We start from the raw sequence: 17,467 nt of genomic DNA on the forward strand, positions 1-17,467 counted from the left end.
CCTTCTTTGCTACCGCGTCTCTTTCGGGACACTCCCGACTGCCTGCTAACTACTTGATTTCGTTAACCCTTTCAGCGGGGAGGCGAACTATAGCAAAGCCCTCCCCACGCTGGCAAGGACTCTTTTCACGCCGTCGCACGAACGGTACAGGTGCTGCGCTGTTCGCCCTCTTCCAGCGTGATCGCGACCGGCAGAAAACGGCCGATGATCTCCGCATTGGTGATGGCATGCTGCGAGATCACGTCCGCCGTAAAACTGCCGCCGCCAGCCAGCGCCATCGGCAGCATCATCTGGTCCGCCAGGTGCTCGCCCACCGCCGCCTGGGACGCGATATAGCGGCGCGCTTCGTGCATGGCGTCCTTGGCGACGGTCTCGGCCCTGACCATTTTTTCGCCAAAAGCGCAAAACACCTCGGTCGCATGCTCGTATTCCAGGGTAATGAGCAAGACATTCCCCGGCCCCTGCTCGCCCGGCAATCCACGCATGCGCAGCTGATCGCCGGTCCAGTTCATCCCCAGGCCGACGCATTCCAGTTCGCGCAGCGCAATCGACGCGGGCAACCCTGCCACAATCCCTTCGGCATATCCCTCAACGCGCGCACCGCGCTCCATCAACGTCATCTGCCGCAATTGTGGGCAGGGAGCGATCGTCGCTACGACGCAGCCGCCACCGGCCGGGTAAAACCCCGAGCACAGCAACTCGATGTCGATATCGGCACCCATCTTGCGCAGCAAAGGAAGATAGGCGCGCTGCAGAAACTGCGCCGGCGGCGCCATCGGATTATGGGTGCCACCGCTGACGCGCACCGTCGACGGCCCGTCCGCATGCAGCAATGCCAGCATCACCGTTTGCAGCACCAGCGTGCAGCTGCCGGCCGAGCCGATCGCGAACTGGTAATCGCCACCCTTGATCGCCTTTGGCGCAAAAACCAGCGTCTGCGAACCCAGTTCCGCCCCGGTGACGGTAGCGCCGCTGATCTGCGTGGCCGCCTGCACCGCCACCAGATGCTGGCGCAGCAGTCCGGGCTTCTTGCGCCCGGCCCGGATATTCTTGATGCAAAACGCCTGCCCGGTAATCATGGACAAGGTCAGCGCACTGCGCAGGATTTGTCCGCCGCCTTCGCCGACGGCGCCATCTAATTCAATCATCTTTAACTCTTCTTCTTATATATAGTAAGCAGCAGCCGCATCAGCCTTTGACGCACACCACCTGCTTGAGGATATGGACCACCTCCACCAGATCGCGCTGGGCGTGCATGACCGCGTCGATATCCTTGTACGCCATCGGAATCTCGTCAATCACATTTTCATCCTTGCGGCACTCCACGCCCTCGGTGGCCTTGATCTGGTCATCGAGCGTGTAACGGCGCTTCGCTTCGGTACGGCTCATGGTGCGTCCGGCACCGTGGCTGCAGCTGTTGAAGCTGTCCGGATTACCTTTTCCGCGCACGATGAAGCTCTTCGCTCCCATCGACCCCGGGATAATTCCCAGCTCACCCGGACGGGCCGACACGGCGCCTTTACGGGTAATCAGCACATCTTTACCGAAGTGATGCTCCTTCTGCACATAATTATGGTGGCAGTTCACCGCTTCCACGTGCGTCTCGAACGGCTTGGTGATCACGGTACGCACCGCCGTGATCAGGTTCTGCATCATCACATCGCGATTGGTGCGCGCAAATTTCTGCGCCCAGCTGACCGCCTGGATGTAGTCGTTATAGTGCTGCGTACCTTCCGCCAGGTAGGCCAGGTCCTGATCGGGCAAGTTGATGAAGTGCGTACGCATATCCTTCTTGGCCAGCTCGATGAAGTGGGTACCGATGGCATTACCCACGCCGCGCGAACCCGAATGCAGCATGAACCACACAAAACCTACCTCGTCCAGACACACCTCGACGAAGTGGTTACCGCTACCCAGGGTACCGAGGTGACGGTAGTTATTCGTGGTTTTCAGCTTCGGCGTTTTCAGGCAGATGGCGTCGAATTCCTCCTTCAACTGGCCCCAGGCGACATCCACAGCCGCTGGCGGCGTATTCCACGAACCCTCATCGCGGCCACGGAAGCCGCGCGTTTTCGGCGACATACCGTGCGGGATGGCGCGCTCGATAGCGCTACGCAGGGCCGACAGGTTATCCGGCAGGTCGTTCGCGGTCAGGGTGGTCTTGGCCGCCATCATTCCGCAACCGATATCCACGCCCACCGCCGCCGGAATCACCGCGCCGAGCGTCGGGATCACGCTACCGATGGTCGAACCTTTACCCAGGTGGACATCCGGCATGACCGCGATATGCTTGTAGATGAAAGGCATCTTGGCGGTATTGGCCAGCTGCTTCTTGGCCACGTCCTCCACCGGGACGCCTTTGGTCCACATTTTGACATGGCGGCCATCTTCCACGTTCAGGACATCGTAATTTTCGTTTTTCATAATTTTTCTCGGTATAAAAGGTGATGACAAGGTTGATGAAATAATGAGCCAGGCACAAGGCCGACCGGAATCGAACCGGATTTTGCCGAAGCACGCTTCGGCGCTCGTCCATGTAATTTCATCCGCATTCATCGAAACAAGGGGGGCGACAACATCGCCCGGACATCTGCTCTACCAATTGAGCTACGGCCGCTCGCGCAACCGCCCGGACTCGAACCGGGAACGCAATGTAATCCGGACTGCATTCGCCCTAAAATAATTCCCGACAAGATCGGCAGGACACTTGTTGCCGGCATAACGCCAAAGCACAACATCGATGTAGTCCTTGCCCGCATTCGGGGTAAAACGATTGAGCACAATGCGACAAAAGATCCGATGCGAAGTAAATTTTGAAGGATGTATTCGCATCAAGCATTCGCACTGCACTCAAAACCTGTACAACAAATTCCCGACAAGGTTCGGCGGGACATCAGCTGCCGGCGCCAAGCCAAAAGCAGCTCCCTATGTAGTCCTGCCTGCATTCGGGGTAAAACGATTGAGCACAGTGCGACAAAGAGTCGATGCGAAATGGAACATGGGAAAATGTATTCGCATCTGCATTCGCGCTGCACTCAAAACCGGTACGTCAACCTTCCTTACTCCAGCGCGATCGATTCGATCTCGCCCACCCAGTGTCCGGCGCCCAGCTGGCCGGCCGAAAATGCGGCGATGATCTTGAATACGTCGTCCGAAAAACCACCCACATTCAATACACCGGCACGCTCCGCCGCCTGGCTGGTACTGTTCGGCGTGCAGTCGATGCACACCAGCCGCGCCGCCGGATTGCGCTCCTTGAACACCGCCCACTGCGCCATCGTCGCCGTGGCACCCGCACGCTGGTCGATCCACGATTCATTGTCGGACACGTACACCACCAGGTCGGCCATCACCTTCTGCTTGTTCATCTGCGCCAGCGGAGCACTGCAATTGGTACCGCCACCGCCTATCGCCGCCAACTTCTGCGCATTGGTCATGACCGTATCGCGGGCATTCAGGTCGCACACCCGCACATAATTCTCGAATGGCAGCACCAGCGCATCCGGATTCTTGCGCAGCATGGCCGCCGCAATCAGTCCGGCCACATCGATACAGCGCACCGTCGAGGTGGCCGTACCACGGTAACCCGACACCGGCGACTGCATCGATCCCGACACATCCGGGCAAATCACCACCTTGCCTTCGACCTTGGGCACATTGGCGAGCGACAGCTCCAGCGCATCCTGCAGGGCGTCGCTGATGGCCCGCGGCACGTCGCTTGACGCGGCCATATACGCCGACATCAACTGATAAGGAAACACCCCCGCCCTGGCAATCGCCTCCGGATCGCGCAGCTTATCGGCGATCACTTCGATCATGCCGGGCAACGCATACACGCCATTGCGCCCGAACGTATTCAGATTCATGCGCACCATGTGCCAGCCGCCCTGGCGCGCAATCTGCGCCCACGCCTGCGCCGACAATGTCAGCGACGTCAGCATCTGAAACGGCACTTCCGGCACGGGCTGCGACTGGTCGGCCTTATATGCCTCGAACGCCTTGAGCGCATCCGGCAGCGCCTCCGCATTGAACGGTTTGCCGATCAACCAGGCGAAAAACGCTTCACGCCAGGCTTGCGATGGCTTCGGATGCACCATCTTCACCACATCGCCCAGCGAAGGCATATTCCCGATCGACGCCGACAGCAGCTCTTTTTCCGAAGCCCGGTTCAACCATTGCTGCACCAGCTTTTTCGGCCGCGTGCCCAGCGATTTACGGCCCGCCGCGCCGGAGCGGATGATCTGCACCACATTGCGCAGCATCTTGCCGTTATTGACGACCCGGCCGAACACTGGCGTCAGTTCCGGCGCGCCCTTGGCGGCCAGCACGGCCGTCAGCAGCGCCGGCATATCCTTCATATAACCACGTTCGCGGCAGTAAATCGCCGTTTGCGCGATGAATTTGGTATCGACGTTTTCGCACAGTTCCAGCACCGTTGCCAGCTGCGATTGCGCACTGACGTAGTACGTCGAATTCAGGCAACCGGTGGCCGCATACTGCGCCAGCTGGTGCCGCGGCGTCATGCTGTTAGCCGCTGCGCCTGCCGAATTAAGACCGTCGGCACGAGGGACAAAGATTCCCTTCAAGGTCTGGAACAACTGTGCGTTTGCCATTTTTACTTCCTCACTAATCTCGTTTGTATCTCCTCTATTGCAAATGCTGTGCCAGGTCCGCAGCCAGCTCAGCCAGAACAACGCAAGCCCTTGATTTAAAAAAGATTATCAATTTCTCAAGCAAGAACAGCAAGAAATGGACAAGCAGACAACCCCGTGATAAATTATCCGATCAGATAAAACTTTATACGGATATGAAACAGAAACGCATCGTAGTCATCGGTTTCGTCGGCACCCAGCTCGACAGCGGCAAAGGTCCGGCGCGCTGGGAGAAGTGGCGCCCCAGCATCGCCATCACCCAGCACGAGGAATACGCGGTCGATCGCTTCGAGATGCTCTTCAGCGGCAAATTCGGCCCGCTGGTCGACGCGGTCACGGCCGACATCGCCGCAGTCTCGCCGGAAACCACGGTCGTCCCGCACCACATTCCGATCAGCGACGCCTGGGATTTCGGCGAGGTCTACGGCGCCCTGTTCGACTTCGCCAAGACTTACCCTTTCGATCCGGATAACGAGGATTACTGGATCCACATCACCACCGGCACCCACGTCGTGCAGATCTGCATGTTCCTGATGACCGAAGCGCGCTTCTTCCCCGGCCGCCTGCTGCAAAGCTCGCCGCCACGGCGCCAGTCCAGCACGGCGCCGGGCAGCTACGCGCTGATCGACCTGGACCTCTCGCGCTACGACCAGATCGCCCAGCGCTTTTCGCGCGAGCAAGCCGAAGGCGTGGCTTTCCTCAAGTCCGGCATCGCCACCCGCAACGCCCGCTTCAACACCATGATCGACGAGATCGAGCGCGTTGCCATCAAGTCGCGCGCGCCCATGCTGCTGATGGGCCCGACCGGCGCCGGCAAGTCCTTCCTGGCACGGCGCGTCTACGAATTGAAGAAGACGCGCCACCAGCTCGACGGCAAATTCGTCGAGCTCAACTGCGCCACCCTGCACGGCGACGGCGCCGCCTCGACCCTGTTCGGCCACGTCAAAGGTTCTTTCACGGGCGCCGCCGCCGACCGCCCGGGCTTGCTGCGCAGCGCGCACAAGGGCTTGCTGTTCCTCGATGAAATCGGCGAACTGGGGCCGGATGAACAGGCGATGCTGCTCAAGGCCATCGAAGAAAAGCGCTTTCATCCGGTCGGCAGCGACAACGAAGTGCAGAGCGACTTCCAGCTCATCGCCGGCACCAACCGCGATCTCGCCAGCGATGTCGTGGCCGGGCGCTTCCGCGAAGACTTGTACGCCCGCATCAATTTATGGACCTACGCCCTGCCCGGCCTGGTCGACCGGCCCGAAGACATCGAGCCCAACCTGGTCTACCAGTTGAACCAGTTCAGCCAGGAGTACGGCCAGATGGTGCGCTTCAACAAGGAAGCGCGCGAACGCTACATGCGCTTCGCGATGTCGCCCGAGGCCGTCTGGGCCGGCAACTTCCGCGACCTGTCGGCCTCGGTGACCAGGATGGCCACCTTGGCCGAGGCCGGCGGCATTTCGGAAAGCATCGTCAGCGCCGAAGTGGCGCGGCTGCAAAAACTGTGGCACCACTACACGCGCGCGCCAAGCGCGGCCGAGGTCGACCTGGCCGAACTGATGGGTGACGAGGCCGCCGCCGGCCTCGACCTGTTCGACGCCATGCAACTGACCGCCGTGGTCAAGGTATGCCGCCAGTCCACCACCTTGTCCGATGCGGGGCGCAAGCTGTTTGCCGTCTCGCGCAGCGCCAAAAGCAAACCGAACGATGCCGACCGCCTGAAGAAATTCCTGGCGCGTTTTTCGCTCGAATGGGACCAGGTTTGCGGCAAATCGTAAACCGAGCGCTCTGTCGGTATTGTCTGGGAAACAACACCTATCACGAAAAATGGTTGTATTGGCGTCATTTCCTGCGGTATTCTGCATACATATGCTTCATGCATATTTAGCGCAATGCTAAGGCGTTATCGGGAGAGTCTGTCGGTTACAAGCTGGTCTTGTATGCCGGCGGCGCCGAAGGAGCAACCGCCCCGGAATCTCTCAGGCCCAAGGACCGATAACCCATTTGAACTCTGAAGAGCCACCGGAATTCGTCATCCGGTGCACCGAAGGAGCAAACCGTCCACGCATCGCGCGTTGCCGGTGAATCTCTCAGGTCCAGCACAGAGGGGGTATCCGACGCGCACCAGCGCGCGGACTCTCCTATCTGACGTTTCTGGAACCCGGACGACACATGAAAACCATTGCAGTAATTGGCGGCGGCATCACCGGCGTCACGACCGCTTACGCCCTGGCCAAACGTGGCTTTGCCACGACGCTGCTCGAACAACATCGCTACGCGGCGATGGAAACCTCGTTTGCCAACGGCGGCCAGCTGTCGGCCTCCAACGCGGAAGTGTGGAACCACCGCTCCACCATGCTCAAGGGCCTGAAGTGGATGTTCCGGCGCGACGCCCCGCTGCTGGTCAACCCCAAACCGAGCTGGCACAAGCTGTCGTGGTTCGCCGAATTTGCCGCCGCCATTCCCCACTACCGCAGGAATACGGTGGAGACGGCGCGCCTGGCCATCGCCGCGCGCGAGCACCTGTTTGCCTGGGCCGAGGCGGAGAACATCGACTTCGACGTCAAGCGCGAAGGCATCCTGCACATCTACCGCGACAAGGCCGGCTTCGAGCACGCCGCCACGGTCAGCAAGATGCTGGCAGCCGGCGGCCTGGCGCGCCGCGCGGTGACCCCAAGCGAAATGCGCGCCATCGAACCGGCCCTGGCGGGCGACTATTACGGCGGCTTTTTCACCGACAGCGACGCCACCGGCGACATCCACAAATTCACCACCGGCCTTGCCGCCGCCGCCCGCCGCAACGGCGTGGACTGCCGCTACGGGATGCGCATCGGCGCCGTGCGCACCGACGGCCGCCATGCCCAGGTCACCCTGGGCGACGGCGAGCGCACCCAGACCGAGACCTACGACGCCGTCGTCGTCTGCGCCGGCACCGCCAGCCGCGCCCTGGCTGCCAGCCTGGGCGACCGGGTCAACATCTACCCGGTGAAAGGCTACTCGATCACGGTCAACCTGCCTGATGCCGCCAGCCAGCGGGCCGCACCCACCGTCAGCCTGCTCGACGACGCCACCAAGCTGGTGACCAGCCGCCTGGGGACGGACCGCTTCCGCGTGGCCGGCACGGCCGAATTCAACGGCTTTAACCGCGACATCCGCGACGACCGGATTCGCCCGCTGATCGACTGGGTGCATGCATGCTTCCCGGGCGTGAATACCCGCAGCGTGATTCCGTGGGCCGGCTTGCGGCCGATGATGCCGACCATGCTGCCCAAGGTCGGCCGCGGCAAATCGCCCTGCGTCTTCTACAACACGGGCCACGGGCATCTGGGCTGGACCCTGTCAGCCGTCACCGCCGACATGATCGGCGACTTGATGCACCGTTCCCTCGATTTTCCTACGCACTGACGACGTGCGTCGACACCGGTGTCCGGCATGCGTGCATGCCATAGCTGTAGCAGCACCCACCCCGTTTGGACAGGCGGGGTTCTTGTATCAATCTATGTGAGGAGAAGTCAATAATGCAAACAAAAATGCTCTCAACCCGCACCATGCTCGCCGCCCTGCTGTGCGGCGCCAGCCTGGCCCTGGCCGGCGCACCCGCAATGGCCCAGTCGGATGGAACCAGCACCTTCAAAGCGGTGCCCAAGCGCGCCGCAGCGGCAGCGCAAGCTGCGGCCCAGCGCGACTTCGCCCAATTCGTCACAGGCCAGCTGCAGACCCGTGGCACCAGCGGCACGCCGGTCGACTTCCCACTTGAAATCAACGACATGCAGGATCTGAAGGACGCGAAAATCGGCTACGGCTTCGCGGTTTACACGATCGATCCGAAGGAACTGCTGGCAGGGCGCGGCAGCATGAAGCAGATGGCCAAGGCCACCGGCCAGTGGCGCTTCGTGATCCTGCTGAACCAGCGCCCGATCGGCATGGCCACGGTGGAGCTCAACAACGGGAACTACGAAACGGTCGCCTACGGCGCCGCCGTGCTGGCGAAGGACGTGGATGCATCGATGGGCTACTACGGCGACGCCGAGCGTACCAACGTGCGCTTCGTGCGCATCTACCAGGCGCGCTCGGACCTGCTCGAAGTGGTCGGACGCGAAGATGGCCGCACGCGCTACGCGCCATTGCATTCGGCGCGCGAATCGCTGCTGATGCAGCAGCGCTCCGTCAAGGAAGGCAAGGCCAGCGAAGCGCTGATGGAAGAGGCAGACATCCTGCAGCCGCTGCGCAGCGTGGTCAAGCAAACCATGGACGCCTCGAAGTAAGCCTGGCATCGGCTACACCATCTTTAGAACGAATCAGGAGATAACATGAATACAAATATCAAAAAGCTCGTCGTCGGTGCTTCGCTTTTACTGGCGCTGCCAGCGGCCATGGCGCAATGGCGCACGCTCGCCGTTCCGCTGACGACCCAGGAACACAGCCAGTGGTGCTGGTCCGCGTCGAGCAAGGCGGTGCTGAACTTCTACAAGAAGACACCGAGCCAGTGCCAGATCGTAAACTGGGCGTTCGGCTTGAACTACGCCTGCGGGAACACCTACTTCAACTGGAACAGCTACGCCAACCAGCCGAACAATATGTACGGCTCCAACGGCAGCGTGCAAAACATCCTGAACGCGTGGGGCGTGTCGAACGGCGCGTACAGCGTGGCCTCGTCATGGAACAGCGTGGTGTACGACATCAACGCCAACCGCCCGTTCGTGATCCGCTACGGCTGGAGCAACGGCGGCGGCCACATTCTGGTCGGACGCGGCTACGCGACGACCAATGGCGTGAACTACGTGTACATCATGGACCCGTGGCCGGGTGAAGGGCAGACCTACCGTACCTACAACTCCGCCGTATCGGCGTCGGACCACCGCTGGACGCATACCCAGCGCATGAGCATCAACGGACCGACCTAAACGGTCTGCGCTGCAAAACCGGGGTCTGTCCCCGGTTTTGCACGCTTTCTATCTCCCAGCGCTTGCCCCTCTCACTACGTGACGGTTTACCATTTGATCAATGGAGAAACCGGCATGCCGCTGCCGCCCCAAAGCGTTCACTTGAGTAATTGCCATAGCCAAGCTACTACTTTGGCTCCAGGCCAGGAACGTCGATTAGGATACGCGGCGCGATGGTAAAGACCGGTCAGCGCAAGGTACTCGGTGTCACGCCAAGTTCGCGTTTGATCAATTTACGCAAGGCGGTACTGTCTTGATACCCAGCCTGGGCAACACTGGCAATAGCAGCTCGCCGGCGGTACCGGCTAGCGCAGCAATTTGAGGTGATAGCAAGAGCACTTGGAAGCTCACCGTGGATTGGAGAGCATGAGCATCACGCCCAGATGATTAGTGTGGCTGCCGGTCTTGGCCAACTGCACAGCGCTGAAAATTGCCTTACATTATTCCAAAATGAGGAATAGTGCATTGTTTTTTGAAGGTATTCTACTTATCCGGTGATTCGGCGACACTGCGTCTGTCCACTCGACGAATCTCGTTCTGGCATCGCCGGAAACCTATCCATCACTGAGGAGTCTTACCATGAGCCGCATCCCCACCATCGAACAATCCAATGCCAACGACGAACAGAAAGCCCTGCTTGACGCCATTCACGGCCAGCTCGGCATGGTCCCCAACTTCCTGAAAGTCTTCGCCAACTCGCCGGTCGCCCTGCGTGCATTTCTTGGACTGCACGGCGTAGCCAACGCCGGCAGTCTCGATGCGCTGACGCGCGAGCGCATCGCGCTCGTACTTGCACAGCAAAACGGCTGCGAGTACTGCGTCTCGGCGCACACCGCAATTGGCCGAAAAACAGGACTGACTGGCGACGAGATAAATGCCGCGCGCGCCGGCACCAGCGAGGATGCGCAAGCCGCGGTTGCTGTCAAATTCGCGCGCAGCCTGATGGATAAAAAGGGAGAGATCAGCACCCTGGAACTGGCCGAGATGCGCAGCGCCGGCTACAGTGACGCGGACATCGTCGAAGTCATCACCCACGTCGGCATGAACTTCCTGACCAACATCCTTGGCAAAGCCAGTCGCGTCGAAATCGACTTTCCTAAGGTCGACCTGCAACTGGCCAGCTAGTTTTCCAAAAAATAGCACTGCACTTGACAACGGGCGCCGCAGCATTGCGGCGCTTTTTCGCATTCACAGGAGAACGACACCATGAATCCAGAATCACGGCCACCGTTGCCCCCATTCGACCATACATCGGCCACGTTAAAAGTCCGGCTGGCCGAAGATGGATGGAACTCGCGCGATCCATCGCGCGTCTCGCTAGCCTATACAGGCGACAGCCGGTGGCGCAACCGGGCCGAATTTATCAACGGACGCCCGGATATCATCGGCCTGCTGACGCGCAAATGGACGCGCGAGATCGAGTACCGCCTGATCAAGGAGCTATGGTCCTGCACGAGCAACCGGATCGCAGTACGCTTCGCCTACGAGTGGCGCGACGATGCCGGTAACTGGTTCCGCTCATATGGCAACGAGAACTGGGAGTTCGACCAGCTTGGCCTGATGGCGGTGCGCCATGCCTCTATCAATGATCTGCCGATCAAGGAATCAGAGCGCAAATTCCATTGGCCACAGGGAAGAAGGCCTGACGATCACCCAGGATTGAGTGAGCTGGGGCTCTGAGTCCGGCCTTTGACTAGCAGGCGCCGGCCGGACAGTGCCGCGTTGCTTGCTGATAGTAAGCGGTAAGCCAGCGGCGTCATATCCGGGCGGCGTTCCCGTCGGCACAATCTCCTTCATGTTCAACACGATGGAGATTGGTCATGGATGGGATGGTCGCAAAACAATCACGTAAGGAAGTGGAATGGCGCCAGCGCTTGGCGCGGTTTGCCGCCAACGGTCAGGAGGTCAAGACATTCTGCCTGGCAGAGTCGGTGTCCGAGGCGGCGCTCTACCGCTGGCGCAAGCAGTTGGCGGCGACGGTCGGCGTGTCACCCGCCGCCGGCTTCATCGACGTCGGCGTGATGCCACCGACGCCGGCAGTGCCGCCGATGACCCAGTGTGAATCGGCCGGTGCAACGCTGGAAGTTCGCCTCGACCTGGGCCATGGCCTTGTACTGCAGATCGTGAGGCGCTGATGTTCTTCCCAGAAGGACAAATCCGCGTGGTCGTGTACGGCCGGCCGGTCAGTATGCGCCTGTCCTACGATGGCTTGTACGCGCTGGCTAAACACACGATGCAGCAGGACCCGCTGTCTGGAAATTTGTTCGCCTTCATCAACCGGCGCGCCAATCAAATCAAGGTGCTGTATTTCGATCGCAGTGGCTGGTGCGTGTGGGCCAAACGACTCGAACAAGGCCGCCTCTTGAGCGACTGGCGTACGGTGAGCACGCGTGAAATGGACTGGACCGGTCTGAAGCTTCTGCTCGAAGGAATAGAGCCGAAGCGCGTGCGGCGACGCTATAAAGATTTTGCGCTGACGCCGCAAAATATGAGCACAAACGCGGACGTATGAAATACAATTTCTACATGTCAGCCGATCTCAATTGCGCCCAGTCCACGCCTGCAGATGCACCCGCGCTGACGCCTGCGCAGCTGGCTGATTTGGTCGGTCAGCAGGAGCGTGGGATCGTCAATTTGCGTCGCCAGGTCGCATGGTTCCAGCGCCAGATCTTCGGCCAGAAGAGCGAGAAGCGCCATCCTGATTTAGAAGGTGTTCAGGGCGTTCTTGGCGTGGGTTTCGACGCCGTCCCCGGTACGCCGTTACCGCCAAAGAAAACGGTGGCGGCTAGTCACGAGCGACAGGCGAAGCCGGTCGGCGATGGTGTCGATGAATCGAGCTTGTTCTTCGATGACAAGCGGGTGCCGGTGGAAGTGATTGCCGTACCCAATCCGGACATGGAACGGCTCTTGCCAGACCAGTACGAGGTGATCGGCGAAAAGGTTACGCACCGCCTGGCGCAGCGGCCCGGCAGCTATGTCGTGCTCAAATACGTGAGGCCCCTGATCAAGCGGAAAGACACGCTGGCGCTCTCGTGCCCGCCCGCTCCGGTCGGCGTGATCGACGGCAGCCGCGCCGACGTGAGCTTCGTCGTCGGCATGGTGATCGACAAATTCGATTACCACCTGCCGCTGTACCGCCAGCATCGTCGGCTCGACGATGCCGGCATCCGAGTCAGCCGGCCCTGGCTGACGCAATTGATGCAATCGACTGTGGCGCTGCTCGAGCCGGTCTACGATGCGCAGCTCGAGTCGATACGGGCCAGCCGTGTCAAGGCGATGGACGAGGTGCCGATCAAGGCCGGCCGGGCGAGCCCCGGCAAGATGAAGCAAACCTATTTCTGGCCGATCTACGGCGAACGCGACGAGATTTGCTTCACGCATTCGTCTGGTCGCTCCGGCCAGCATGTGCGCGACATGCTTGGGCTGTCGCCGCCCGACGACGCCGTGCTGCTAAGTGACGGCTACGCCGTCTACACCAGTTATGCCAAACAGGTCGGACTGACGCATGCGCAGTGCTGGGCGCACGCGCGCCGTGAGGTGTTCGAAGCAAAGGATATCGAGCCTGCGCACGCCGAAAAAGCGCTTGAGCACATCGGCGCGCTGTACGCGGCGGAAGAGCATATACGCAAGAACGACATGAAAGGCAGCGCCAAGCACGCATGGCGCCAGGCGCATGCCAAGCCGGTGGCGGAACGCTTCTTTAAGTGGATCGACAAATACTTCGAGGCTCAGGGTTTCCTGCCAAGCAGTCCCTTCACGAAGGCGTTGAACTACATCCGCGAGCGGCGTGAGGGGCTGGCCGTGTACTTGGGCGACCCCGACGTACCGATCGACACCAACCACCTGGAACGGGCGCTACGGGTCATACCCCTGGGCCGAAAAAATTGGATGTTCAGTTGGACTGAAGTGGGCGCCAAGCATATCGGCATCGTTCAGAGCCTGCTCGTGACGTGCCGCCTGCACAATGTCGACCCGTACGACTACCTGATCGACGTCCTGCAACGTGTGGGCCAGCACCCCGCTTCGTTGGTCGAACAGCTCACGCCGCGTGTCTGGAAGACGTTGTTCGCCAAGAATCCACTGCGCTCCGACCTATACCAGCGGGACGAACGCCAGTCAGGTCAATAACGCCGTCGGCTTACCGCTTACTGCTGATAGGTGGTTAACAAACTGCGCATTCAGTGCCGATAGTGCGTTGATTGCCCATCAGTGCGCAGCACGACAAAGCGACAGCGACAACGTCAGCTACAGGTCGAGCGTGAGCGAGTCGCCAACTGCGCGTGACACGCAGATGCACATGCTGCCTGCGTTGCGCTGTTGCTCGCTTAACGCGCCGTCGCGGTGATCAGGCGTACCAGCCAATACCCTGACCGCGCAGACGCCGCAATTGCCGATGCGGCAAGACGCTGGCGCATTCACGCCCGCTGCCTGGATGACATCGAGGATGCTCTGTCCGGACGGCACGGTCAGCTGCCTGGCGCTGCGTGACAGCGTTACGAGCACCGGTTTGTCATCGCTGCGCGCACTCGCTGCGGCGAAACGCTCAAGGTGCACGCGCCCCGATGCGACGCCCACACGTGAAGCTGCAAGCACCATCGCGTCAATCATGCGTGCAGGTCCACAGGCATAGAATGCCGCCGCCAGAGGCGCCGTTGCAAGCAGTTCGTCAAGGTCGAGCCGTGTCTCATCGGATGGATAGAGATGGAGTCGATCACCGAGCAGAAGTTGCAGTTCGTCCGCGTAAGCTGCTTCGCCGCGCGACCTGGCAGCGTAGTGCAGCTCGAACGGGCGACACTGCGCCAGCAAGGCATGCACCATGGCACGAATTGGCGTGATGCCAATTCCGCCGGCAATCAGCACAATCGGAGCGGCATCTTCAACGAGCGGGAAATCATTGCGCGGCAGGCCGCAGTTCAGGCGCAGTCCGAGCCGAAACGTATCGTGCACTGCCGCCGAGCCGCCGCTGCCGGCATCCTCGCGCAGGACCGCAATTTCAATGACATCGCGGCTGTTCGGATCGGACGCGATCGAATAACTGCGGATTGAGCAAGTGCCGTCCGGGAACTGCACTGGCAAGGACAAGTGCGCCCCGGCCGTGCTCTGCGGCAGCACGCTACCATCGCTGCTGCGCAATTGGTAGGCGCGGATGCTGGGGGTGAGCTGGCGCATGCCAGTCACTATCAGGGCCAGCTTTCCGTTTCCCAGTACGGCGTCCAGCACCGGTTTGGCGGCCATGCTGGCGGCCTCCTTCAGGCGCTTGACCTGCGCCTGAAGCGGGGCGGTCATCGTGACGATTTCGTCCTGGGTGAAGCGCGCAGTGATGTGCTGCGGGCAGTTCCAGTCATAGCCTTCGATATGAATGATGAACGCGCGTTCCACGCGCCCGGAATAGCCGGGATCGCGCACCCGCGCCACCAGCTCGGGGTTCTCGTCGACATCGACCAGTCGCACCCGCCCTATCAATTTCAGGCGCACCTGTTCCGCGTAGTCCATCAGAATCATCGAGATACGGTCGTCGGTTTGCAGATTGCCGACACTGATGTACTGCACATTGCCGGAAAAGTCGGCAAAGCCGATGGTGCGCTCGTCGAGCACTTTGAGGAACCCTGCTGGACCACCGCGATGCTGCACGTAGGGCCACCCGGTCTCGCTCACGGTGGCCTGGTAGAAGTGGTCGCGGCTGGTAATGAATGCGACTTCCTGGGCGCGCAGTCTATTGTGCGGATCGGACGAGGTATCGAACCCCGCGTATTGTGCGCGGCTGCCCATCCGGGTCTGCATCGCGCGCACTGTGGGCGTGAAAGTAATATCGGAGAATGCGCGTCCCATGACTGGCTCCATTGAAAATGAGGAATGCTTGCAGTTTGATCGAGGTAGTGGATAATCACAATACACGCCAAACCCAACGCTCTATTTCTAAAACTGGAACAATATGGACCGCTTGGTTTCGATGACGATCTTTCTTGCGGTGGTGGACGAAGGCGGCTTCGCTCCCGCCGCACGCAAGCTGAAGATATCGCCGCCGGTCGTCACGCGCGCGGTAAGCGAGCTCGAATCGAGCATGGGCGTACGCCTGTTGGTACGCACTACGCGCGTAGTGCGGGTGACCGATGTTGGCGTGCGCTATGCCAATGACTGCCGGCGCATCCTGGCCGATATCGCCGAGATCGAGAATGCCGCAAGCGGGACCCACTCGGCGCCACGCGGGCGTCTGGTCATCACCGCCTCGGTTCTGTTTGGCGCCATGTACGTTATTCCAATTGTCACCGAATACCTGCGTCGTTACCCGGAGACCGAGGTCGACTGCCGCTTCCTGGATCGAGTGGTCAACATGATGGACGAAGGCGTCGATACCGCTGTCCGGATCGGCGCGCTCCCAGATTCGACCTACCAGGCGGTGCAGGTCGGGCGGGTACGGCAAGTGCTGGTGGCGTCGCCCGACTACCTGAAAATGCGCGGCATTCCATTTCGCCCGGAGGACCTGAAAGGGCATGCCATCATCTGCGCCAGCGGTGTTACACCGACCCCGGACTGGCGCTTCGAGCACGACGGCAAGTCGCAAGTCATCCGGGTCACTCCGCGCATGACGACAACCTCCAACGACTCGGCGATTGCAGCGGCGCTAGGCGGCTTTGGCATCACCCGCGTGATCTCGTACATGGCGGCGCCACACACAGCGTCCGGGCGCCTGAAGACGGTGCTGACGCAGTTCGAACCTCCTGTGGTGCCGATCAGCGTAGTACACCACGAGGGCCGCCAATCAACACCCAAGGTGCGCGCCTTCATTGACCTGGCCATTGCCATGTTGCGGTCCGACGACGCGTTGAACTAAGGCCGCTTGCGCGCGGCCCGTATATCACCGAGACGATTCGTCATGGATTCGAGACCAATCGTCATCCCGCAGTGCTCCGCCATCCCTACAATCTCTTCCATACCGCTTGATTGAGCGGTTGACGTTAGTGACAACCCCACGTCTTCCCCACTGAAATGGAATTTCACATGTTTACAATGAACAAACGCACAAGCTTCGCCGCCCTTTTCATCCTGGCACTGGGCGCCAGCACGCTGAGCGTGCCTGCATTTGCCTACGATGAAAATTCGACCGCCGCCGTCAACGTCGATGCCCACGGTGTCGCCCTGCGCGGCTACGATCCGGTCGCCTACTTCACCGTCAAGACGCCAACCGCTGGCCAGGCACAGTTTAGCGCCAGGCACGCCGGCATGATCTTCCACTTCGCTTCATCCGCGAACCGCGAGATGTTCAAGGCCAACCCGGCCAAGTACGCTCCACAATTTGGCGGTTTCTGCGCCATGGGTGTTGCGTTGGAAAAGAAACTCGATGGCGACCCGCAAGCGTGGCTGGTCGCTGACGACGGCAAGCTGTACTTGAACGTCAATAAGGACGTGCAGAAAAAATACATGGAAAACGTCAAAGGGAACAATGAAACCGCCGTGCAAAACTGGCCCGGCCTGAAAAACAAAACGCCAAAAACAGCCAACGCCTGATAGGCAAGCCGCTTGGCGGCGGTCGTAGTTCGGACAGTGAGCCCATGCGGCCCGCTGTCGTTTTATCCCACTTGAAGGAGTTCACATGCCCAAACATCACGCCGCTTTACTGGCTTTGAGCCTGGCCACCCTGGTTCACGGCGCCGCCCACGCCGCCGCTACGCAAAGCCAGAGGCCAGCAATGGAAAAATGCTATGGCGTCTCTCTGGCCGGTCAGAACGATTGCGCCGCCGGCCCCGGCACAAGTTGTGCCGGTACGTCCAAGGTCGACTACCAGCGCAACGCCTGGCGCAAGGTTGCCAAGGGCACCTGCGAAACCATCGATACGCCCAAGGGCAAGGGTTCGTTGAACGCGAACCAGCCCTGAACCGTCACTGC

Annotated in this window: 16 protein-coding genes and 1 riboswitch; of the genes, 12 read left to right on the forward strand and 4 right to left on the reverse strand. The window is 60.6% G+C overall.

The genetic code is table 11. The features are described 5' to 3' along the window. Window positions 1-125: 125 nt before the first annotated feature. The 3 genes from rtcA to PO883_RS18630 form a co-directional block, all read right to left on the reverse strand. Complete coding sequence (gene rtcA, locus PO883_RS18620) at window positions 126-1,148, reverse strand: RNA 3'-terminal phosphate cyclase (protein ID WP_289311086.1); 1,023 nt, start codon at window positions 1,146-1,148, stop codon at window positions 126-128. A gap of 40 nt (window positions 1,149-1,188) precedes the next feature. Next, the gene (locus tag PO883_RS18625) at window positions 1,189-2,424 is read right to left on the reverse strand and encodes an RtcB family protein (protein WP_167088871.1); all 1,236 of its coding nucleotides are present in this window, start codon (window positions 2,422-2,424) and stop codon (window positions 1,189-1,191) included. Between the two features lie 635 nt (window positions 2,425-3,059). After that, entirely contained in the window at window positions 3,060-4,523 is a 1,464-nt protein-coding gene (locus PO883_RS18630; RefSeq protein WP_289311087.1) for an RNA-binding protein, read from the reverse strand. 284 nt (window positions 4,524-4,807) lie between these two features. Between PO883_RS18630 and rtcR the strand changes: the two genes are divergently transcribed. From rtcR to PO883_RS18675, 9 genes are all read left to right on the forward strand, one after another. After that, window positions 4,808-6,418 (forward strand): RNA repair transcriptional activator RtcR, encoded by a 1,611-nt coding sequence (rtcR, locus tag PO883_RS18635; protein ID WP_289311088.1) that lies wholly within the window; start codon window positions 4,808-4,810, stop codon window positions 6,416-6,418. Window positions 6,419-6,537: 119 nt separating this feature from the next. Then, a riboswitch (glycine riboswitch) is annotated at window positions 6,538-6,645 on the forward strand. A gap of 167 nt (window positions 6,646-6,812) precedes the next feature. Continuing rightward, the gene (locus PO883_RS18640) at window positions 6,813-8,045 is read left to right on the forward strand and encodes a D-amino acid dehydrogenase (protein ID WP_289311089.1); all 1,233 of its coding nucleotides are present in this window, start codon (window positions 6,813-6,815) and stop codon (window positions 8,043-8,045) included. Between the two features lie 125 nt (window positions 8,046-8,170). Beyond that, entirely contained in the window at window positions 8,171-8,905 is a 735-nt protein-coding gene (locus tag PO883_RS18645; RefSeq protein WP_289311090.1) for a hypothetical protein, read from the forward strand. A 45-nt stretch (window positions 8,906-8,950) separates the two neighbouring features. Further along, complete coding sequence (locus PO883_RS18650) at window positions 8,951-9,544, forward strand: C39 family peptidase (protein ID WP_289311091.1); 594 nt, start codon at window positions 8,951-8,953, stop codon at window positions 9,542-9,544. 618 nt (window positions 9,545-10,162) lie between these two features. Next, entirely contained in the window at window positions 10,163-10,708 is a 546-nt protein-coding gene (locus PO883_RS18655) for a carboxymuconolactone decarboxylase family protein (protein WP_289311092.1), read from the forward strand. Window positions 10,709-10,789: 81 nt separating this feature from the next. After that, window positions 10,790-11,263 carry a nuclear transport factor 2 family protein gene (locus PO883_RS18660; protein WP_289311093.1) on the forward strand — a complete coding sequence of 158 codons (474 nt, stop codon included), beginning with the start codon at window positions 10,790-10,792 and terminating at the stop codon, window positions 11,261-11,263. 140 nt (window positions 11,264-11,403) lie between these two features. Then, complete coding sequence (locus PO883_RS18665; RefSeq protein WP_289311094.1) at window positions 11,404-11,718, forward strand: transposase; 315 nt, start codon at window positions 11,404-11,406, stop codon at window positions 11,716-11,718. Further along, a complete protein-coding gene (gene tnpB, locus PO883_RS18670; protein ID WP_289311095.1) occupies window positions 11,718-12,095 on the forward strand; it encodes an IS66 family insertion sequence element accessory protein TnpB in 378 nt (125 codons plus the stop codon). The genes PO883_RS18665 and tnpB overlap by 1 nt, the downstream gene beginning before the upstream one ends. Window positions 12,096-12,109: 14 nt before the next feature. Then, window positions 12,110-13,711: an IS66 family transposase gene (locus PO883_RS18675; RefSeq protein ID WP_373890083.1), complete on the forward strand. Its 1,602-nt coding sequence runs from the start codon at window positions 12,110-12,112 to the stop codon at window positions 13,709-13,711. Window positions 13,712-13,828: 117 nt separating this feature from the next. Here the strand turns inward: PO883_RS18675 and PO883_RS18680 are convergent, their stop codons facing one another. Continuing rightward, window positions 13,829-15,412 (reverse strand): 2Fe-2S iron-sulfur cluster-binding protein, encoded by a 1,584-nt coding sequence (locus PO883_RS18680; protein WP_289311096.1) that lies wholly within the window; start codon window positions 15,410-15,412, stop codon window positions 13,829-13,831. 103 nt (window positions 15,413-15,515) lie between these two features. On the opposite strand from PO883_RS18680, the gene PO883_RS18685 reads away from it, so the two are divergent. The 3 genes from PO883_RS18685 (at window position 15,516) to PO883_RS18695 (ending at window position 17,456) form a co-directional block, all read left to right on the forward strand. Beyond that, the gene (locus PO883_RS18685; RefSeq protein ID WP_289311097.1) at window positions 15,516-16,415 is read left to right on the forward strand and encodes a LysR substrate-binding domain-containing protein; all 900 of its coding nucleotides are present in this window, start codon (window positions 15,516-15,518) and stop codon (window positions 16,413-16,415) included. A gap of 167 nt (window positions 16,416-16,582) precedes the next feature. Continuing rightward, window positions 16,583-17,089, forward strand: a complete 507-nt coding sequence (locus tag PO883_RS18690) for a YHS domain-containing (seleno)protein (protein WP_289311098.1) — start codon at window positions 16,583-16,585, stop codon at window positions 17,087-17,089. Between the two features lie 85 nt (window positions 17,090-17,174). Further along, window positions 17,175-17,456, forward strand: a complete 282-nt coding sequence (locus PO883_RS18695; protein WP_289311099.1) for a DUF2282 domain-containing protein — start codon at window positions 17,175-17,177, stop codon at window positions 17,454-17,456. The last annotated feature ends 11 nt before the right edge of the window (window positions 17,457-17,467 follow it).

It is taken from the genome of Massilia sp. DJPM01 (assembly GCF_030348125.1).
Classification (GTDB): domain Bacteria; phylum Pseudomonadota; class Gammaproteobacteria; order Burkholderiales; family Burkholderiaceae_D; genus Telluria_A; species Telluria_A frigida.

What these genes read in the sequence shown, in the direction of transcription:
- rtcA (WP_289311086.1), bottom strand. Translation starts at nt 1,148, where the DNA reads ATGATTGAATTAGATGGCGCCGTCGGCGAAGGCGGCGGACAAATCCTG.
- PO883_RS18625 (WP_167088871.1), bottom strand. Translation starts at nt 2,424, where the DNA reads ATGAAAAACGAAAATTACGATGTCCTGAACGTGGAAGATGGCCGCCAT.
- PO883_RS18630 (WP_289311087.1), bottom strand. Translation starts at nt 4,523, where the DNA reads ATGACGCCGCGGCACCAGCTGGCGCAGTATGCGGCCACCGGTTGCCTG.
- rtcR (WP_289311088.1), top strand. Translation starts at nt 4,808, where the DNA reads ATGAAACAGAAACGCATCGTAGTCATCGGTTTCGTCGGCACCCAGCTC.
- PO883_RS18640 (WP_289311089.1), top strand. Translation starts at nt 6,813, where the DNA reads ATGAAAACCATTGCAGTAATTGGCGGCGGCATCACCGGCGTCACGACC.
- PO883_RS18645 (WP_289311090.1), top strand. Translation starts at nt 8,171, where the DNA reads ATGCTCTCAACCCGCACCATGCTCGCCGCCCTGCTGTGCGGCGCCAGC.
- PO883_RS18650 (WP_289311091.1), top strand. Translation starts at nt 8,951, where the DNA reads ATGAATACAAATATCAAAAAGCTCGTCGTCGGTGCTTCGCTTTTACTG.
- PO883_RS18655 (WP_289311092.1), top strand. Translation starts at nt 10,163, where the DNA reads ATGAGCCGCATCCCCACCATCGAACAATCCAATGCCAACGACGAACAG.
- PO883_RS18660 (WP_289311093.1), top strand. Translation starts at nt 10,790, where the DNA reads ATGAATCCAGAATCACGGCCACCGTTGCCCCCATTCGACCATACATCG.
- PO883_RS18665 (WP_289311094.1), top strand. Translation starts at nt 11,404, where the DNA reads ATGGATGGGATGGTCGCAAAACAATCACGTAAGGAAGTGGAATGGCGC.
- tnpB (WP_289311095.1), top strand. Translation starts at nt 11,718, where the DNA reads ATGTTCTTCCCAGAAGGACAAATCCGCGTGGTCGTGTACGGCCGGCCG.
- PO883_RS18675 (WP_373890083.1), top strand. Translation starts at nt 12,110, where the DNA reads ATGTCAGCCGATCTCAATTGCGCCCAGTCCACGCCTGCAGATGCACCC.
- PO883_RS18680 (WP_289311096.1), bottom strand. Translation starts at nt 15,412, where the DNA reads ATGGGACGCGCATTCTCCGATATTACTTTCACGCCCACAGTGCGCGCG.
- PO883_RS18685 (WP_289311097.1), top strand. Translation starts at nt 15,516, where the DNA reads ATGGACCGCTTGGTTTCGATGACGATCTTTCTTGCGGTGGTGGACGAA.
- PO883_RS18690 (WP_289311098.1), top strand. Translation starts at nt 16,583, where the DNA reads ATGTTTACAATGAACAAACGCACAAGCTTCGCCGCCCTTTTCATCCTG.
- PO883_RS18695 (WP_289311099.1), top strand. Translation starts at nt 17,175, where the DNA reads ATGCCCAAACATCACGCCGCTTTACTGGCTTTGAGCCTGGCCACCCTG.